This is a genomic window from Fibrobacter sp. UWB11 (genome assembly GCF_900143015.1).
Classification (GTDB): Bacteria; Fibrobacterota; Fibrobacteria; order Fibrobacterales; family Fibrobacteraceae; genus Fibrobacter.
The window spans coordinates 438393-456478 of the sequence record NZ_FSRT01000002.1; the positions used below are offsets into that span (position 1 = coordinate 438393).

The 18086-nt window shown below is 49.2% G+C and carries 15 protein-coding genes; 10 read left to right on the forward strand and 5 right to left on the reverse strand.

What is annotated here, in order from left to right; all coding sequences use genetic code 11:
- Positions 1-105 precede the first annotated feature (105 nt).
- The 3 genes from BUQ91_RS10320 (at position 106) to BUQ91_RS10330 (ending at position 4086) form a co-directional block, all read left to right on the forward strand.
- Positions 106-3375 (forward strand): type I restriction endonuclease subunit R, encoded by a 3270-nt coding sequence (locus BUQ91_RS10320; RefSeq protein ID WP_074209207.1) that lies wholly within the window; start codon positions 106-108, stop codon positions 3373-3375.
- A gap of 116 nt (positions 3376-3491) precedes the next feature.
- Entirely contained in the window at positions 3492-3767 is a 276-nt protein-coding gene (locus BUQ91_RS10325) for a type II toxin-antitoxin system Phd/YefM family antitoxin (protein WP_074209208.1), read from the forward strand.
- On the forward strand, positions 3757-4086 hold the full coding sequence (locus BUQ91_RS10330; RefSeq protein WP_074209209.1) for a type II toxin-antitoxin system RelE/ParE family toxin: 330 nt from the start codon (positions 3757-3759) through the stop codon (positions 4084-4086). The genes BUQ91_RS10325 and BUQ91_RS10330 overlap by 11 nt, the downstream gene beginning before the upstream one ends.
- A 56-nt stretch (positions 4087-4142) precedes the next feature.
- On the opposite strand, the gene BUQ91_RS10335 is transcribed toward BUQ91_RS10330, so the two are convergent.
- Positions 4143-5210, reverse strand: a complete 1068-nt coding sequence (locus tag BUQ91_RS10335) for a glucokinase (protein WP_074209210.1) — start codon at positions 5208-5210, stop codon at positions 4143-4145.
- Positions 5211-5416: 206 nt separating this feature from the next.
- Here BUQ91_RS10335 and BUQ91_RS10340 point away from each other — a divergent pair, with 206 nt between their 5' ends.
- From BUQ91_RS10340 to nagZ, 6 genes are all read left to right on the forward strand, one after another.
- Entirely contained in the window at positions 5417-6139 is a 723-nt protein-coding gene (locus BUQ91_RS10340; RefSeq protein ID WP_074209211.1) for a 1-acyl-sn-glycerol-3-phosphate acyltransferase, read from the forward strand.
- Between the two features lie 2 nt (positions 6140-6141).
- Positions 6142-8598, forward strand: a complete 2457-nt coding sequence (locus BUQ91_RS10345; protein WP_074209212.1) for a ribonuclease R family protein — start codon at positions 6142-6144, stop codon at positions 8596-8598.
- A gap of 12 nt (positions 8599-8610) precedes the next feature.
- The gene (locus BUQ91_RS10350) at positions 8611-9522 is read left to right on the forward strand and encodes a hypothetical protein (protein WP_074209213.1); all 912 of its coding nucleotides are present in this window, start codon (positions 8611-8613) and stop codon (positions 9520-9522) included.
- 81 nt (positions 9523-9603) lie between these two features.
- Positions 9604-11739: a histidine phosphatase family protein gene (locus tag BUQ91_RS10355; protein ID WP_074209214.1), complete on the forward strand. Its 2136-nt coding sequence runs from the start codon at positions 9604-9606 to the stop codon at positions 11737-11739.
- A gap of 159 nt (positions 11740-11898) precedes the next feature.
- On the forward strand, positions 11899-13035 hold the full coding sequence (locus tag BUQ91_RS10360; RefSeq protein WP_074209215.1) for a S66 peptidase family protein: 1137 nt from the start codon (positions 11899-11901) through the stop codon (positions 13033-13035).
- 15 nt (positions 13036-13050) lie between these two features.
- Positions 13051-14208: a beta-N-acetylhexosaminidase gene (gene nagZ / locus BUQ91_RS10365; RefSeq protein WP_074209216.1), complete on the forward strand. Its 1158-nt coding sequence runs from the start codon at positions 13051-13053 to the stop codon at positions 14206-14208.
- Positions 14209-14469: 261 nt separating this feature from the next.
- Here nagZ and BUQ91_RS10370 read toward each other — a convergent pair whose 3' ends face one another.
- Genes BUQ91_RS10370 through rpmH form a run of 4 tightly spaced genes read right to left on the reverse strand, consistent with a single transcriptional unit; the run spans position 14470 to position 17087 of the window.
- Positions 14470-16323 carry a YidC/Oxa1 family insertase periplasmic-domain containing protein gene (locus tag BUQ91_RS10370; protein ID WP_074209217.1) on the reverse strand — a complete coding sequence of 618 codons (1854 nt, stop codon included), beginning with the start codon at positions 16321-16323 and terminating at the stop codon, positions 14470-14472.
- Positions 16320-16571: a membrane protein insertion efficiency factor YidD gene (gene yidD, locus BUQ91_RS10375; protein ID WP_074209218.1), complete on the reverse strand. Its 252-nt coding sequence runs from the start codon at positions 16569-16571 to the stop codon at positions 16320-16322. The genes BUQ91_RS10370 and yidD overlap by 4 nt, the downstream gene beginning before the upstream one ends.
- Positions 16555-16917, reverse strand: coding sequence for a ribonuclease P protein component (locus BUQ91_RS10380; RefSeq protein ID WP_371590752.1), 363 nt, complete (start codon positions 16915-16917; stop codon positions 16555-16557). Before BUQ91_RS10380 ends, yidD begins: the two co-directional genes overlap by 17 nt.
- Positions 16918-16931: 14 nt before the next feature.
- Positions 16932-17087, reverse strand: coding sequence for a 50S ribosomal protein L34 (rpmH, locus tag BUQ91_RS10385; protein WP_014546417.1), 156 nt, complete (start codon positions 17085-17087; stop codon positions 16932-16934).
- 489 nt (positions 17088-17576) lie between these two features.
- Here rpmH and BUQ91_RS10390 point away from each other — a divergent pair, with 489 nt between their 5' ends.
- Complete coding sequence (locus tag BUQ91_RS10390) at positions 17577-18086, forward strand: DivIVA domain-containing protein (protein WP_072827696.1); 510 nt, start codon at positions 17577-17579, stop codon at positions 18084-18086.

Below are 18086 nucleotides of genomic sequence, written 5' to 3' on the forward strand. Positions count from 1 at the left end.
CCGAAATTCAGCAAATTCATTCATTTTCGCAAAAGAAAACTAATCATTAACACTCGTAGCATTTTTTCTATGGGTGTTTATTTATATTTAAATCAGAGATTTAAAATGAAGTCCTTTATTTCTGAAGACGATATTGAACAGGCAATCCTGAAAATGCTGGAGGCAGCCCCTTACAGCTATCAGGTTGTTCGTTGCGATCCGTCTCCAGAAAAAATGGAAGACCTCAACGATGGTACAGGCAGGGCGAATAAAAAGCAATGCGTCTTGCCAACTATTTTACGAGAATCGCTCACAAAACTCAATCCATACATTCCTTCGGACAAACTGGACGAGATTGCCCACGAACTGTCGCGAGACTATTCCGGCACAGATATCACCGCAACCAATTACACGCTCTATAAAAAGTTGCGTGATGGTGTTCGCGTAAAATTCATCAGAGATGGCAAATCAGATTTTGACGATGTAGCCTTTATCGACTTCGACAATCCCGAAAACAACACCTTTACGGCAGTATCGCAGATGTGGATTCAGGGACGTTTCAATTACCGCCGCCCCGATGTTTTGATATTTGTCAACGGTTTACCACTCGTCTTTATCGAATTGAAGAACAGCACTGTCAAGATTGAAGAAGCCTACAACAAGAACTTGACGAGTTACAAAAAGGATATTCCGAACCTTTTTGCACTTAACCAGATTTGCGTACTATCGAACGGTTTCGAAACAAAGCTTGGAGCGTTCAACGCCAGCTACGACTATTTCTTTGAATGGCTCAAGTCTAGCGAAGACGATAAAATCGACCGCAAGTATATCCGTGGCGAAGGCGTCAGTGCCGGGTACATGGTCAAGGGATTGCTGAACAAAGCAACTCTTATCGACTACATCGAAAACTTCATCTTGTTCGAAAATCAGTCCATCAAGATTATCGCCAAGAATCACCAGTTCATGGGTGTGAACAACTTGTGCGAGGCGGTCAAGAACCGCAAGGAACTGGACGGCAAGCTCGGCGTCTTCTGGCACACGCAAGGTAGCGGCAAGAGTTATTCGATGGCGATGTTTACCCGCAAGGTCAATCGCAAGTTCCATGGGAATTTCACTTTCCTCGTCATCACTGACCGAGAAGATCTCGATACGCAAATTCACAAAAATTTTATGCGTACCGAAATTATCGGACCGAAAGATGAATGTCAGCCTAAGAACGGCGAACAACTTCGTGATTATTTGAGAGGAAACAAGCCTTTCATCTTCACGCTGATTCACAAGTTTGGTTATGAAAAGGGCAAAAAATATCCGGTACTTTCGACCCGTGATGACATTTTTGTCTTAGTAGATGAAGCCCACCGCACGCAATACAAGACTTTAGCCGAAAACATGCGAACGGCGTTGCCGAACGCCAACTTCATTGCGTTTACAGGCACACCATTACTCGGCAGCAAGCGCCTCACGAATCAATGGTTCGGCGATTATGTTTCGGAATATAACTTTGCTCAATCCGTAGAAGACGGCTCCACCGTCCCGCTGTTTTACAGTAGGCGCGTTCCCGAAGTTGGCCTTCAAAACAACTTCCTCGATGATGATGTCGTTACGATTATCGAAGATGAAAACCTTAACGAAGAAGAAGCAAAGCTGTTAGAAAATTCCAGCTCTCGCATTCTGGAAGTCATCAAACGCGAAGATCGTTTAGACAAAATTGCAAGAGATATAGCCCACCATTTCCCGCGTCGCGGATTCCTCGGCAAAGGCATGGTTGTTTCCGTCGATAAGTTCACAGCCGTAAAAATGTACGACAAGGTTCAGCACTATTGGAAAGAAGAAAAGAAAGTGCTGACCATCCAACGCAATAATGTTGCTACGCAAGAAGAACGCGATCGCCTAACCGCAATCTTGAATTACATGGACAAAGTCGAGATGGCGGTTATCGTATCGGAAGAAGCGGACGAAGTTCAAAAATTCAAGGCGCAGGGTTTAGACATCGTTGCTCATCGCAACAAGATGAACGCAATTACCCCCGAAGGTAAAGATATCGAAGACCGATTCAAGGATCCTGAAGACAATTTGCAATTGGTCTTTGTCTGCGCCATGTGGCTTACCGGTTTTGACGTAAAGAGTCTAAGCACACTTTACCTCGACAAACCCATGAAAAATCACACGCTGATGCAAGCCATCGCAAGAGCAAACCGCGTATTCCCTGGGAAACCGTGCGGAATCATCGTGGACTATGTGAACGTATTCAAGTTCATGAAGCAAGCCTTGGCCGCATACGCCATTGGCGATGACGGCAGCAAATTCCCGGCCAAAGATATTGACCAACTGATTGGCTACATTGATGCCTGTATCGAAGAAGCCAATAAGTTCCTTTTGGAACGAAACATCGATCTTTACAAGATTTTGGAAGGATCGTCTACTTTCGACAAGTTGGATGATATTCGCGAAGCGTATAACAAAATTGTTGAAATTGACGAAGATGCCGAAAAGTTCAAGGTCATTTTGAACACCTTGCTGAACCTTTACGAAGCTTCGAAGCCAGAAATTTTTGAACGCGACTGGAGCAATCCGATTTTCAGTGCGCTCATCTATTTGCACGGACAATTTTTCCGCCTTATAAACGACGAAAAGATTGAAAAGGCTCGCAAACGCATGGGCGATTTGCTGGATAACAGTGTTTCATCGGAAAGCGTGAAAGTTGATGGAGCTGGCGAATTCCGCGATGTTTCGAGTGTCGCGAAAAACGGCGCAGCACAATCGTATGTGCGCGGGTCGAAACTGATAGACCTTTCCAAAATTGATGCGGAAGGTCTGCGCAAAGAAATCAAGCAGGCAAAATACAAGGCTGTCGAAATCAACGACATGAAGGAATTCATCGAAAAAGCCTTGCAGCAGATGATCAACAGGAATGTCACGCGAATCAAGTTCTCCGAAAGGTTTCGCAATATCATCAATCGCTACAATGCGGGCGGAACAGAAAACGAAGATTATTACGAGCAGCTAATCAAGCTTGTCGAAGAATTGAAGAAAGAAGATTCTCGCGCTGCTACGATGGGCCTGTCGGACGAAGAATTGGAAATTTTCGACTTGCTCGTGATGGGCAAGAAACTCACAAATGCACAAGAACAAGAAGTTCTGTTGACATCAAAAGCTTTGTACAAAAAGTTGAAGGATAACCGTCAAAAGATTCTTGTCGTCGATTGGTATAAAGACGAGCAGACTCGTGCGAAAGTCAAGAGCACAATCGAAGAAGTTCTAGATGCTCCCAAATCACCGCATTTGCCAGATTGTTATGACATCGACTTGTTCAATGCGAAAAGTAATCTGCTATTGAACCATTTTATCGATATGGCGGTACAGGGTTACGGCTGGGCCCGTGGCGTGATTTCATAAAAAAACTGATAGTTTCCAACTGCCCCACGAATCCACACCCCACCCCCATTGCTTAGTCTCGCAAATAAGACTATATTTAGTATCAAATTCAGTCCTTCAGCAAAGAAAGGGAAAACATGTCTACAATCAAGAACATCAAGCCTATTTCGTACATCAAGGCTAATGCTGCAAAAGTTTTGGACCATGTATGCGAATCACATGCCCCTTACATTGTAACGCAGAATGGAGAGGCTCGCGGAGTAATTCTCGACGTTGACACCTACCAAAAAATGCAAGATGGGCTAAAGCTTTTCAAGCTGTTCGCACAGAGCGAAGGCGAGGTTGCCCGCGGTCGAGTCATCCACCAGAAAGACCTATTCGATTCTCTGGAGAGCGAACTGAATGCCAAGTAAGAAGTATCTAGTTGTATGGTCTGAATCGGCAGCATTCGATCTCAAGTCTATCGTCTCGTTCATTGCAGCGGACAGCATGCAAAATGCACGCGAAACTTTCGCAAAAATCAAGAAGGAATGTCTGCTTCTTGAGCGGTTCCCTGATTTGGGCAAAATTCCTGTTGAGCTAGAGGCGTTACAGATTGGTGGCTACCGCGAATTATCCATCAATCCCTGGAGAATCTTTTACCGCAAGCAGGCAAACCAGATTGTAATTCTCGCAGTTGTCGATTCGAGGCGAGACCTCGAAGATGCCCTTTGGAATCGCCTGATGCGATAAAAAAATCCCAGCACATGGCTGGGACGATAGTCGCTTCGCAAGGAGATTTCCCGCTTTTACTTCTGCAAATTCAAACTTGCATTAGCAGCACCGTACAAACTAATGCTGTAATCCTTGATGAGGTAAACCGGGATCTTGTTCAAAAGCGGGCGGATGTTCGGGTTGTAGTTCTTTTCGAACCAGGTCATGAACAAGTTATCGCGTTCGAGCCAGCGGAGGTCTTTCTGCACCGTACCACCGGCGAGGTAGAATCCACCCAGCGGGAGGAACAACGTGCAAGCGTCGCTAGCAAAGCGGGCAAGCATCTTCACGAACATGCGCATCATTTCGGCAGCAACCGGATCGGTATCGCTTGCGCGGCTGATGTACTTCGGACGGTCATGCCAATCGGTTTCTTCAATCTTCTTGAAGGCATCGTTCTGCGGTACACCCTTGGTATCGCGCCACCATTCATAGAGGTGAGCAAGGCCCATGCCAGAGACAAGCGGTTCGACGCCCGGCACGGTGCCGATGCGCTTTTCCATGTAGTCGCGGAAGTCCTGAGATTCCTTGTCGAACGGTGCGAACGTGGAGTGGCCACCTTCGGAGCAAGCCGGGATGTACTTTTCGCCATCAAATGCGAGGAAGCCAACGCCCATGCCGGTACCCGGGCCAATCACGGCCTTGGTTGCCTTCTGCGGCTTCGGTTCACTTCCGTCGGTATGCTTGAACTTGAGAATTTGATTCGGGTCATCGACATCCAGAGTCGGGATGCCATAGCTAATGGCCATAAAGTCGTTAATCACGAGGGTCGGGATGCCGGTTGCATTCGTGATGGCATCGCCGTCAACACACCACGGGAGGTTCGTCATGACGCACTTGTTGTTTGCCACCGGACCTGCAGCGCTGATGCAGATGTGGGAGGGCTTCAAATCGGCGCGATTTTCAGCGGCTGCCTTGAGCGTTTCGCGGATCGGAGTGTCGAGTCCTTCAATGCACTGGCTCGGGCAAACGGTTTCGAGAATGAGTGTAAACTTGCCATCCTTGTAGCCTACAAGACCAAGATTCGTATTCGTACCACCGATATCACCCGCCAAAACAAGACGGTCAAACTTTGCATCGGGATTAAGCCATTTAATTTCCATAATTTAAAACTCCATGTTTTACGTTGAGGAATATAGTTTTTTCTCAAGGAAATAGGAGATTCACGATTAAATCAGGAATGTCAAGCGCATATTTATGCGCATGTAATAAAAACAACCGATTTACTCCGCTCAAAAAATATACATTAAGCCCATAGGGACCTATTTATATTGAGTGGGTCATAATTCACTTTTAACAAGCAGAGACCATGCGCGCTATTCTTGCACTCCTTTATTACATCGTCGTTTTCACTATCATGGTTGTTGCGGGTATCCCCTACACCCTCTATTGCGGTATCCGCGGGCACTGGGAAAACTGCACCAAGATTTGCACTTTCGCCTTCAGGAACATTATTTTCAAGCTTTTCGGCATTAAAGTCGCGATCAAGGGGGCAGAAAACATTCCAAAGGGCGTAAACTACGTCATCGTCGCCAACCACCAGAGCTTTTTGGACATCAACGTCGTCTGGCATTCCATCACGTCGGCGTCATTCATGGCGAAGGCAAGCCTCTGGAAAGCGCCCGTATTCGGCTGGGTCCTGAACCGCTCCGGCAACATTCCTATCCACACGAACCCGCGCAAAAACGCAGGCCTCGGCAAAATCCTCAAGAAACGCCTCGAAAGCAATTACAACATTGTCGTGTTCCCCGAAGGCCACCGCAGCGAAGACGGGCACATGTTCAAGTTCCAAAATGGAATTTTCCGTTTGGCAAAAGAACAGCACTTTGACATTTTGCCAGTTACATTTATCAATACCGGAAAGATTCTCCCAAAGGTCAAATGGGCGGTCTATTCCGGCACCGTCGAGATGGTCGTTCACCCGCTGATCCGCTATGAAGATTACGCCGAGAAGCCGATGGCCGACCTCCGCGACGAAACCCACGATTTGATTGAATCCGCGATGCCTTACATGCAGAACAAGGAGGCTTAATTATGGCTAGAGAATTACCGAGCGAAGAACAAATTATTGCAATACTTCGTGACGAACCCATGGTAGGGAGCCAGCTCCGTAGCGCTCTCGGCCTCCCGAAAAAACAGAAGATGGCTTTTAAGCAGCTCCTCGCCGACATGATCGAGCGTGGCGTTTTAAAGCGTTCTGCACACAAGGAATACCAGCTGGGCGATGGCGAACCGCTCGAAGACAAGCGCGAAAAGCGCCGCAAGAAACTTGCAGAGCAGGGCGTCGAAGACAACCGCCGTTTGGGCGCACGTAGCCGCCGTCAGACCGAAAAGGATTCCGGCACACGCGTGAAGCGCGGCATTCTGCACCAGACCGGTGAAGAAGACTGGCAGGTGACCGAACTCGATACGGGCAAGGTTTACGAGATGTGCCACCGCAGGCAGGCTCCGGGCAAGGAAGGCGAGACGATTAGCTTTACACTTTATCCGCATCCGAAGCTCAAGCATAGCTATTTGGCCAAGGTGGATCGTTCTGCCGAACTGAACAACATCAGTTGGGATGAAGTTAAAAAGCAATTCATGGAAGAGAGCAATCTTCCGAAAGGCTTTAGCCCCGCTATTGAAAAGTACGTGGCCTCCATTACGGACCCGACCGAAAAGGATTTCAAGGGCCGCGTGGATTACCGTAAGCTGGACATTCTTTGCATTGACCCCGAAGGCGCCATGGACCACGACGATGCAATCAGCGTGGAACGCAAGCCGGGTGGCGGTTACAAGCTCGGCGTACACATCGCCGATGTGAGCTACTACGTGCCTGAAGGATCTGACCTCGACGAAGAAGCTCTCGAAAGAAGTTATACTCAATACTTGCCGTGGACGGCAGTGCCGATGCTCCCGGAAAAGCTTTCTAGCGGTGTTTGCAGTTTGCACGAGGGTGTAGACCGTTGCGCATTCACTTGCATGATGGAATTGGACAAGCATGCCAACGTGCTCTCTTGGGATTTCCACCGCAGTGTCGTGAAGATTACGAAGGGCATCACGTACCAGCAGGCCGTGCAAATGATGGAAGCTGGCGACGATTCTATCAAGGCCCTTGCCGAAGTGACCGCGCTCCTCAAACAGAACCGCACCAAGGAAGGTTTGCTCGAATTCCAGACAACGGAATATGGTTGCAAGTTCGACGAGAATGGCGAACCGGTCAAGATTGTGCCGCGCGAACACGATGAATCGAATTCCTGGGTCGAAGAGTGCATGCTTATTGCAAACAACTGCTGCGCTAAGGAACTCAAGCAGCGCAAGCTGCAAGGCATTTACCGTATCCATGAAGCTCCGGACACCAAGGACATCATGGAACTGTACTACATGTACCCGGACCTGTTCAAGGACGCTCCGGTGATGTTGCGTGATTTGGGCAAGCCGCGCAGCGGCGATACGAACTTGAACCCGACAGCATTCAAGCTGTACGAACATTTGGTGAAGCGTGCCGCGGGCGACGAAACGCTCACAAATCGCATTTTACGCAGTATGCAGAAAGCTCATTACGATAGCAATAGCTTTGGGCACTTCGCATTGAACTGGCAAGATTACAGCCACTTCACTTCGCCGATCCGCCGTTACGCGGACCTTTGGTGCCATCGTGAACTGGCCCGCAAGGGTAAGGAAATCGAAGCCGAACGCGTGAACAGCGTGATTGAAGTTTGCGACTTGATTTCTGCAAATGAAATCAAGAACATGAAGGTGGAACGCATCGCCATCAAGGTGTGCAGTTGCTGGATTTTGAAGAGTCGCATTGGCGATAGCTTTGAAGCAAATGTAACGGGTATCGAAGAATGGGGCATTTACGTTTCCATCGACGATCCGATTGCCGAAGGTCTTGTGCGTTACCGCGACATCGCTGGCGACGACTTCTACGTGTTCAATCCGGACCAGGGCCTTGCATTCGGCAAGCGCAGTGGCCGCACCTTCCGCCGTGGCGACAAGGTGATGGTACAGTTGTTGCGCGTTGATCCGTTGCGCGGTCAGGCAGACTTCAGCATCACCGAAAAGCTGAGCCCCGAACCGAAGAAGCGCCGCAGCCGTGAAGATACCGAACGCGACATTCGCAACTTCAATGAACGCGCTGACCGCGCCGCAGCTGCCGAAGCACTTGGCTATGTAAGCCAGCCGGACGAAGACGACGATTTCGACGAACCGGAATATATTTCTGGCGGTCGCCGTGGTCGCAGAGATTTTGACGGTCCGATTTTCGAACGCACCGGTCGCGATTCTCGCGGTCGCAAAGGGCTCCTCAAGGACCGTAACGAATTCGATGAAGGCCGCCGTTCTGACAAGCGTGGAAAACACGGTTCTGACAAGCGCGGAGGTCGCGATTCCCGTGATTTCGGCGAAGGATTCCATGTGGCCAGCGAACCGCGTGAAGCAAGACGTGGCCGCAGGTCCAGCGAAAAAGGTCGCGGACGCAGCAGCCGCGGAGGCCGTCGCGGGAGATAAGAGAGGTAGTTGATGGACGCATGCAATAAAGTCGCCCTCTATGCCAGTTACCAGACCGGGGAAGACCTCCCCGGCTATGTCCGCTTTGCGCTCAAACATCTCGCGGAGACCGACTTCAGGGTCGTTCTCCTCACGAATCGCCGAACGCTTTCGAGCGACACCTACGATTTTTTAAAGGAAAACCACATTGAGCTTTTCCTCACCGAAAATCGTGGATTTGATTTTGGCATGTGGCGGCGTTATTTGCAACTGCAGGCGAACCGCACAGACGCTGCAGGCAACTACGCCCCCGGCATCATCACACGCGATGTGGAGCGCTTGCTGCTCATCAACGATTCGATCGTCTATTACCAGAACAAATTCAAAGAATTCTTTGAACGCGCCGAAAAAAGCAATGCAGATGTCGTTTCGCTCACGAGCAATGACGAATTTGCACCGCATTTGCAATCGTTCTTCTTGTACATGAAACCCGCCGCCCTCGGCGTGTTCTTCTTGCACATTTTCGAGACGCCGGAGCAAACGGAATTCTACGATGTCACCCGCAAACTCGAAGTGGGATTAAGCGAAAAATTCACCGAAGCCGAAGTCCTCATGGAATCGCTCTATCACACAGAGCGCCCTGTATTCTTCGCATACGACGAGATCACCCAACAAGGCGCAGGATTCATCAAACGCAAACTTTTGGAACGCCGCTTCGATTATGAAGAGAAAAAGCACTTTGTACGCCATCACGCCTACGATGCTCTCAACAAGGACTATGCTGCCCTTGTAAAAAACGCTGGACTCGACGAAGACTTTGACGAAAGCTGGCTCCCGAAATGCAACGAGACTCGCGCCGAGCGCATCAAGGACTTTATATGGGAAAAGGGATTCCAGCTTGTTGGATTCCCTGCGAAAAGGTTGTTGGATAAGATAAAGAAATAACGTTGATTGCACGGAGATTCCCGCCTGCGCGGGAATGACACGAATGGCGTTAGTCATTCATAATCAAAAAAAAGGTATGGAATGAGATTTTTTGGTTTAACAGCGATTGGTTTTGCTGCGGCATTGTTGGTTAATGGTTGTGGTTCTGACGGAAATCCATCAAGCGGAACCGGCAACAACTCCGGCAGCGGACCGGACACGCCTATTTCTCTTCTCGATACCTTGAGTGTTTTAAGTGCAGCGAACTTGCCTGCATGTGACGCGAACCATGAAGGTCGCGCCTTCTTTGTTCAGAACGAAAACATGCCACGCCTTTGCATCAAAGGCTCATGGCGCAGCACCGCGGACACTACAGATTTTAGCATTACCTGCAGCGACGGATTTTTGCACGCCGTCGATAAAATTGCAAATCAGCCCAATTTCGATGCAGATACCGTTCGATTCAACGGGTTACTGCGAGATTCCATTCAGGGAATCATACAGAACGGGCCTTTTGTTTTTGGAACTTCCGTTGTTCAGAACGAAGCAAACGAAATGAACTTCTACAGGGCCGACGGAATCGGACACACTGCAAGCACTTGCGTGCAAACCAACGACGGCCGCTACACGCTAGAAAGTGTCAGCACCAATTCAAACTATGTGAAAATTTCTGCTACGGGATTTTACAGAAACATGGTGACCGGAGGCACGTCCGCAAGTCCCGTGACACTTTCGGCTTTGACTAAAGTTGCAAACACTTCCGAAGATGCAGGCGCAACAATACCCCTTCGCGTTCGTAATTCTGTCAACGTGAACGTTCTCACGCAATTGGAAATTTCACGCATCGAGCAGCTCGCTATGAACCACGTTGATTTTACCGAAGCAAAAGCCCAAGCGGAACGCGAAATTTTTGCAGCCTTCGGCATCGATACAGTTCAACTTTATTCGCAACCATACTTCACCGACGGTCGCATGGATAAGCCCGTTGCCGAAGATTTGGACATGTTCGGGAACAGTGAATATAGCGCCGCATTGTTTGCGATTTCCGCAATGTTACAGGGAGACCGCAGCGAAGCTGATATGATGAGCCTCGTGAACAACCTCGCCGAAGACATCAAGGGCGATGGCATTTGGAACGACCCGAACTGGAAAATCAAAATTGCCGACTGGATTGTAGGCCTCGACACGCTCTGGAAATACAACGACATCCGCAACAACGTATCATCTTGGGGTGTTGCAGCCATTCCGAATTTCGAGCGTTACATGCGCGCGTTTGTCCCCATCGCTTACGGCTTTGAAGCCTGCACCGATATAAACGCAGGGCAAGTTACATTTGTGAACCAAGGGCAAAGCGCTCTTTTCGCTAACGACTATGAGCATGCCGACCATTCCACCGTTCGATTCATCTGCGACGTGAATTCCAAGGAATGGCGCATTGCACAACCCATCGAAAAAGACACCGCAGGATTTGGCCCCGGCGAATACGACAAGGAAATCCGCGAAGGCCGCGTCAGTCACGACACCTATTACATTTTCGATAGCGGCACATGGCGCGTAGCTACCCCGCAAGAAGCGGACGGTTTCACCGACCTTGTCGAAGTTTACGCCAACCTCAAGCCCAACGAAAAGGCGGTCTTCATCATCCGCCACAGCGAACGCACCGATGACACAGGCCCCACCGGCCACTTGACGAGCAACGGAAAAACGTACGCCCGCAATTTGGGAGCACGCCTCGCCGCCATCGCTCAAGAAGACTTCTACTACGGTTATTCTGGCTACACCCGCACGCAAGAGACCTGCGAAGAAATCGCAATGGGCAAAGGCCAAGTGGGTTACACGCTCGATGTTCTCCCTTACATGGATGGCGCTTGGTATGTCATGAATCCGAGTATTGCAAACAACTACGTCAATGCCGAAGGTGGCTGGGTTGTTTATTCTAAATACGCATTTACAGGCGCCTACGAAGACGCTTTCTATGACTTAGAAACACGCAGCGAAGAACTCCTCAAGAACAACATTATCGCAAGCCTCCCGGCCATGAAACGAGTCAGCATCATGTGCACGCACGATTACATGGTCGTGCCGCTCCTCGCCTACACCACTAACGGTCACGCGAACGTGCGCTACTATGAAAAATGGCGCTGGGTCAATTACCTCTCGGGCGTTGCAATGATCATCTCCGCCGACGGTTCCGTGCGCTACATCCCCGTGAAGGGACTTGAATCCGGAACGATGTAATTACACATTTTCCCCAAAAAAGTGTGATATACATCTATTTCACCATTTAAATTACATCGCCCCTCGCCCTAAACGATACGGAAAGCTTACTTTTCTAAAAATTCTGATATATATTTCTCTCCATAAAGGTCATTTAAAATCTATCCAGAGGGGAGCACTATGGATTTTGGGAAGCACGCATGGCCATTTTTTGCCATCGCTTTGTGCGTATTTTTTATCGCATGCGGCGACGACAATTCTTCTGGCGCTTCAGCAAACTTGAAAAATACACCGATTGCCGAAAGTACGGCTCCTGCATTTTTGAAGGAAGGTGACAAAGTTGCACTCCTTTCGCCCTCTTATACGACTCCCGATTCCACAATTCAAAAGACCGCAGAAGTCCTCAAAGATTGGGGATTCAAGCCGGTTATCGGCAAGAGCGTCAACAAAATCGAAGCAGGCAAATTTGCAGGCACCGCCGAAGAACGCGCCAAAGATTTTGAGGAAGCACTCAAGGACACAAGCATCAAGGCAATCCTTTGCAACCGCGGCGGTTACGGTGCCATCCAGCTCATCGATTTGATCGACCCGCAGCTCGTGAAAAAGAACCCGAAATGGGTTATCGGCTATAGCGACGTAACCACGTTACACGCCATGCAGACCAAAGCAGGCGTCATGAGCATTCACGGCACCATGAGCTCAAGCATTGCAAAAACCGAAGGCAAGGACGACAACAGCACACTCCTGCGCGATTTGCTCAAAGGCGAAGTTCCCACATACAAAGTACCTAAGCACAAGTACAATCAGCAAGGCAAAGCCGAAGGCATTCTCGTAGGCGGCAATATGGCAACGTTCGTGCCGCTTATCGGAGCAAGCGACATCGATGTTTTCCAGAATGACGGTATCATCCTCTTTATGGAAGAAATCGGCGAGAACTTACGCAATATCGACCGCATGTTTCATTCCATTGAACTTCACGGCGTGATGGAGAACGTAAAAGGCGTTATCCTTGGTGAATTTGTAAGCTCCGGGACCGACCTCGATTACGAAAGCACTGAAGCCATGCTCTCCAAATATTTGAAGGAATACGACATTCCTGTGATTTGCGGATTTCCCGCCGGGCATGACGATATAAACGTACCGATTGTAATGGGTTCCAAAGTAAAAATGGAAGTGACAAACGACGGAACTACAATTTCTTTCGACATCAAGGGCAAAAAGAAAACTATTGATACAGACAAAATCACAGTTCCACAGCCTCTCTCGAAAGCATTGCTGAAAATGTTTGCGGGAAAGACTTTCGATGTTGAAGAATAATTTTGAGGTGTTTTTATGTTTTACAACAAACATGTTATTGCGAGCATACTTGGATGTACAGCGACAGCATTTTTCCTAGCCGCGTGCGGCGACGATTCTTCGAGCGGGCCTTCGTCTGAAGATTCCGCAATCCAGAAATTGTCCATCCGCGAGAAGGTCGGGCAGATGTTCTTTGTACGCCCCGAAGCACTAGACACAAGCATCCATTGGAACGAATACGCAGAGCTCCCCGATTACAAGCTCGAGCAAGTCAACAAGACCATGTTAGCGGTCAACAAGGATTACCCTATCGGCGGCATGATTCTTTATGCACACAACATTGTAGACGAAACACAACTTTCGAAATTCATTGATGAAATTCGAAAGTTAAATGGCACACCGCTCCTTGCTATTGACGAAGAAGGCGGTCGCGTGGCACGTATCGCAAACAACGGAAATTTTGACGTTCCCAAATACGAAAGCATGGCCGCCATCGCGGAATCAGGCGACGCCAACAAAGCCTATGAGGCCGCGTTTACCATCGGAAGCTATGTCAAGAAATACGGTTTCGACATTGACTACGCACCAGTCGCTGATGTGAACACAAATCCAGACAACATTGTCATCGGGGCGCGCGCATTTTCGGATGATCCGGAGACTGCCGCTAAATTTGTGGTAAGCTACCTGAACGGTCTTGAATCCGCAGGCGTCATCGGCACGCTCAAGCATTTCCCCGGACATGGTGACGTGAGCACGGATACACATTACGGCTACGCCTCAACAAACAAGACTTGGGAAGAAATGCTCAAATGCGAAATGATTCCGTTCAAAGCGGGCATCAAGGCTGGCGCCCAGATGATTATGACCGCACATATCGCCGCCCCGAAGGTTTCTGGCGATGATTTGCCAGCAACGCTTTCGTCAGTGATTTTGCAAGACAAGCTGCGCGGTGAGCTCGGTTTTGACGGAGTTATCGTGACGGATGCGATGGACATGGGCGCTATCACCAAGCAGTTCAGCAATACCGAAGCTGCCATCAAATCAATTCAGGCAGGCGTTGACGTGGTGCTTTGTTCCAGAGAATTCACACAGGTTTTCGATGCCGTCGTCAAAGCGGTCGAAAAAGGTGAAATCAAGGAATCGCGCATTGACGAAAGCGTCAAGAGAATCTTGAAACTCAAACAAAGCAGATAAAAAAGGAGATTCCCGCTTCCTTCGACTGTGCTCAGGACAGGCTCTGGCGGGAATGACTTACAATACAAAAAGAAGCCGTGGATGCGGCTTCTTTTTTAAATGGCGATCCCGTCCCCATACGCGGATCATGACCACGTAAGCGCTGAAGCGCTAAGTGGTCAAAGAAAACAAGTCCGGGGTGACATCGCACAACGAGCATACCAAATGTGCGGCTAACGGCTATTATGACAAATGCGCGGGAGAACCCGCGCATTTTCTCAATTACTTCACGATTTCGGCGTCCTTGACGTTCTTGCCTTTGAGTTTGGAAGAAGTCTTCGGAGTAGAGCCGTTGATCGGTGGGAACTTGCTGTAGATGTACTTGTACTGAGCAATGCTCCAAATGTTACCGATAATCCAGTAGAGCACGAGACCGGAAGGCATCACGGCGCTGAACAAGAGCATCATGGCTGGCATCATCCACACCATCATCTTTTGCTGAGCCGGATCCATGCCGGCGTTAGAACTCATCGTCACCTTGGTCTGGAAGTAAGTCGTTGCAACCATGAGCCACGGGAGAATGGCAAGGCCGGACGGCATGATGATAGGAATGCTAATACCACTCCAGACAACGTCACTGCGGCTAAGGTCCGAGATCCAGAGGAATGCCGGAGCACCACGGAGTTCGATTGCACGACCGAGCACAAAGAAGAGGCCCATGAAAATCGGCATCTGGATGAGCATCGGGAGGCAGCCACCCGTGCAGCTAGCGAGCGGGTTGATGTTGTTCTTGCTGTAGAGTTCCATCATAGCGGCCTGCTTCTTCTGCGGGTCGGTACGATACTTGAGGTTGATTTCGTCGAGCTGCGGCTTGAGAGCGGCCATACCGCGAGTAGACTTGATCTGCTTCACGGTGAACGGAGTCGTGATACCGCGAACGATAATCGTCACAAGGATGATAGCCACACCGTAGTTCGGAATGATGCTGTAGAAGAGGTTCAAGAGCTTGAGAAGCATCTTGCAAATCCAGACGAACCAAACGTCTGCACCGCACCAGCTCCAGCCACTCACAATAATCTTTTCGTAGTCCTTGTTGAGCGAGGCAAGATCATCCCACTTGAGCGGAAGAATCATCAAGTCGTAGTTGATGGACTGAGCACCACGAACGTCGTCGGCAATCGTAAGCTTGTACGTACCCGGATCCACTTCGCTATCGTCAACCTTCATATGCTTCGTCTTGAGCACTGCCGGAACAGCTTCGTCGAACTGGACCGTCATGGCAACGTACTTGCGACGGAGACCCGCCCAAACGATCTTGCCTTCAGTAGCATTAAAAGAAGCCTGTTCGCGCGGCATTTCGCGTTCCACAGAATAACGGTCGTTAAAGACAACTTCGCTGAAGTAGTAAGTGCTACCGCCACCGAGACCCATGAAACCCTTGGACTTCGGAATATCTTCAGTTTCCTTGAGACCGCCCTTCCATGCGAGTTCATAAGCATTCGGCTGGAAACCGATGAACTTGTTTTCTTGACGGACTGCCGGGCCATCCTTCGTAAAGCCGTAAGAGCGGATAACCTGATTGCCGTTTGCATCCTGGAATGCGAACTGGACTTTGGCGCTGTCGGTCACGACAATCTTTGCAGGCGTGTTGCCAAGTTCGAACATGGCTTCGCTGAGGTCGGCGTTATCGAGCACCAAGTCAAATGCACCAAGCGTCGTATCCTGGATGAGTTCCGGGAACTTGCCGGTAGAATCCGGGAGAGCCTTAACGATGACGCTCTTGACCTTAGCACCCTTGTTGGTGAGGGTCATGATAAACTTGTCGTTTTCGACCGTCACGGAACGTTCTGCAATTTCTGCCTTCGGGGCGACAGATTGCTTCGCTTCGCTCGCAATGACGCTATCTGAAGTGGCTTCAGCCTGAGCACCGCCCAAGACCGGAGCTGCCTTGATTTCAGGCGTTTTCTTCGGCACCACGAGCGTGCTTGCAGAATCCTTGGAAACCTGAGCAGCCGCTGCCTTAGCCTTTGCGGCACGAGCGGCAGCCTGCGCCTCGGCATTTGCATTATTGACAGCCATCCACCAAATCACGATGACCGCGATAAGAATGGAACCAATGATTGTATTCTTGTTCATTTTTTATCCTTAGGGAGCGGAACGGGATCATATCCGCCCTTGCAGAAGGGGTTGCATCTTAAGACTCTAAAAACCGCAAGATAGAAACCTTTGAACGGTCCGTGTAGGCGTAAAGCTTCAATTGCGTAGTTTGAACACGTAGGCTGGAACCTGCAGACCCCATGAAAAAAATAGGGGTGAACCACTTGGTATATACGGATGGGGGCGATCAACACCGTCACCAAGGCTTGTTTAACCTTCTGCCACATCCGGCTGCTTATCCCATTCCATCTTGTGGAAAATTTTCTGGGCGGATTCACGGAAACGTTCAGAGGACATTTCCTTGGAATTGTCGCTCACGATAATCATCGCCCACACGGGCTTTTTGATGTTCGGGACAATACCATAAAAAAGTGGACGTAGAATCCTACGGCACTTATTGCGATACACGGCATTTCCGTTCTTCTTCTTGGCTAAGAAGCAGAAACGACAAAAACCGTCCGGAGCTTCAATCCAACGCATACTAAAAGAAGGCGCACGGACGAACTTTCCTTGGACGGCTACTTGCCGGTAAGCGGGCTGATTGGGCAGCCGATAAGAACGCAGAGTGGCTATAAGCCAGCCCCGACTTACTTCTTATAGATTTCGTCGCTAACGGTGAGGACCTTACGGCCCTTAGCACGGCGACGGCTCAAAACAGCACGACCCCAACGGTCTTCCATACGGGCCATAAAACCGTGCTTGTTAACGCGCTTACGATTGTGAGGCTGGAATGTTCTTTTCATGATAAAACCTTTCTATGAAAACAGAATTTTTTGAGACTCAAATTTAGTAAAATGTTGGTTTTTATCAAGGGGTTACACCTCCCCTAAAGGTTAAAAAATCGCCCCAAACGAGACCCAAACAAAAAGCATTCAACGAAAGCACAATGTATTCACAAGATATAAACAGATATTTTTAAAGAGCAGGTCAGTGGTCAATGGTCATTAGTCAGTAGATAATAGACATGCAAGCTCATGTCATTCCCGCCTTGAGCGGGAATCTCCATTCTCTATGACAAGGAGACGCCCTCCCCATACGCGGATCATGACTACTAAGCAGCAAAGCTGCAAGTAGTCAAAGACGTCAAGCGGGGCATAACAACGCCAACACATTTTCAAGCAAGATTTAACTCATAACTAGCAACTATTGACTAGTAACTAGTAACTAACAACTACCAACTTGCATTTCCTTTTATATCTTTTACATATATAATGGAGCAATAGTAGAATTTTATGGAACTTACCCCACTTGACATCAGAAATCAAACTTTCCACAAAAAAAGCTTCAAGGGTTACGATCCGGAAGAAGTGAAAGCGTTTTTGGAAACAGCCGCGACCGCATTCGAAAACATGTTCCGCGACCGCACCAACTTGACCGAACGCTTGAAGGTCGCCGAAGAACGCGTGAACTACTACCGCCAAATCGAAAAGACCATCCAGGATGCCGTAGTCACCATGCAGCGCACGATTAACGAAGTCAAAGCTTCAGCAGAAAAGGAAGCCGAAATCATCGTCGCCGAAGCAAAGGCACGCGCATTGCGCGAAGTCGAAAGCATCAAGCGCGAGAGCGAAAACCTGCGCACCGAAATCGAGCAGCTCCGCCAGCTCCGCACAAATTACTTCATCCGCTGCCGCGCCCTCATCCATAGCCAAGACGAGCTGCTCGCCGCAATGGAAAACGACCAGCAAAAAGAATTCGAAGCTCCGGTCCCTCCGCGAAATGACGGCTACGCCCTCACATAG

Coding starts and splice junctions, on each gene's coding strand:
- BUQ91_RS10370 (WP_074209217.1), bottom strand. CDS start 16,323: ATGAACAAGAATACAATCATTGGTTCCATTCTTATCGCGGTCATCGTG.
- BUQ91_RS10325 (WP_074209208.1), top strand. CDS start 3,492: ATGTCTACAATCAAGAACATCAAGCCTATTTCGTACATCAAGGCTAAT.
- BUQ91_RS10390 (WP_072827696.1), top strand. CDS start 17,577: ATGGAACTTACCCCACTTGACATCAGAAATCAAACTTTCCACAAAAAA.
- BUQ91_RS10320 (WP_074209207.1), top strand. CDS start 106: ATGAAGTCCTTTATTTCTGAAGACGATATTGAACAGGCAATCCTGAAA.
- BUQ91_RS10335 (WP_074209210.1), bottom strand. CDS start 5,210: ATGGAAATTAAATGGCTTAATCCCGATGCAAAGTTTGACCGTCTTGTT.
- BUQ91_RS10330 (WP_074209209.1), top strand. CDS start 3,757: ATGCCAAGTAAGAAGTATCTAGTTGTATGGTCTGAATCGGCAGCATTC.
- rpmH (WP_014546417.1), bottom strand. CDS start 17,087: ATGAAAAGAACATTCCAGCCTCACAATCGTAAGCGCGTTAACAAGCAC.
- BUQ91_RS10355 (WP_074209214.1), top strand. CDS start 9,604: ATGAGATTTTTTGGTTTAACAGCGATTGGTTTTGCTGCGGCATTGTTG.
- BUQ91_RS10360 (WP_074209215.1), top strand. CDS start 11,899: ATGGATTTTGGGAAGCACGCATGGCCATTTTTTGCCATCGCTTTGTGC.
- nagZ (WP_074209216.1), top strand. CDS start 13,051: ATGTTTTACAACAAACATGTTATTGCGAGCATACTTGGATGTACAGCG.
- yidD (WP_074209218.1), bottom strand. CDS start 16,571: ATGTGGCAGAAGGTTAAACAAGCCTTGGTGACGGTGTTGATCGCCCCC.
- BUQ91_RS10345 (WP_074209212.1), top strand. CDS start 6,142: ATGGCTAGAGAATTACCGAGCGAAGAACAAATTATTGCAATACTTCGT.
- BUQ91_RS10340 (WP_074209211.1), top strand. CDS start 5,417: ATGCGCGCTATTCTTGCACTCCTTTATTACATCGTCGTTTTCACTATC.
- BUQ91_RS10350 (WP_074209213.1), top strand. CDS start 8,611: ATGGACGCATGCAATAAAGTCGCCCTCTATGCCAGTTACCAGACCGGG.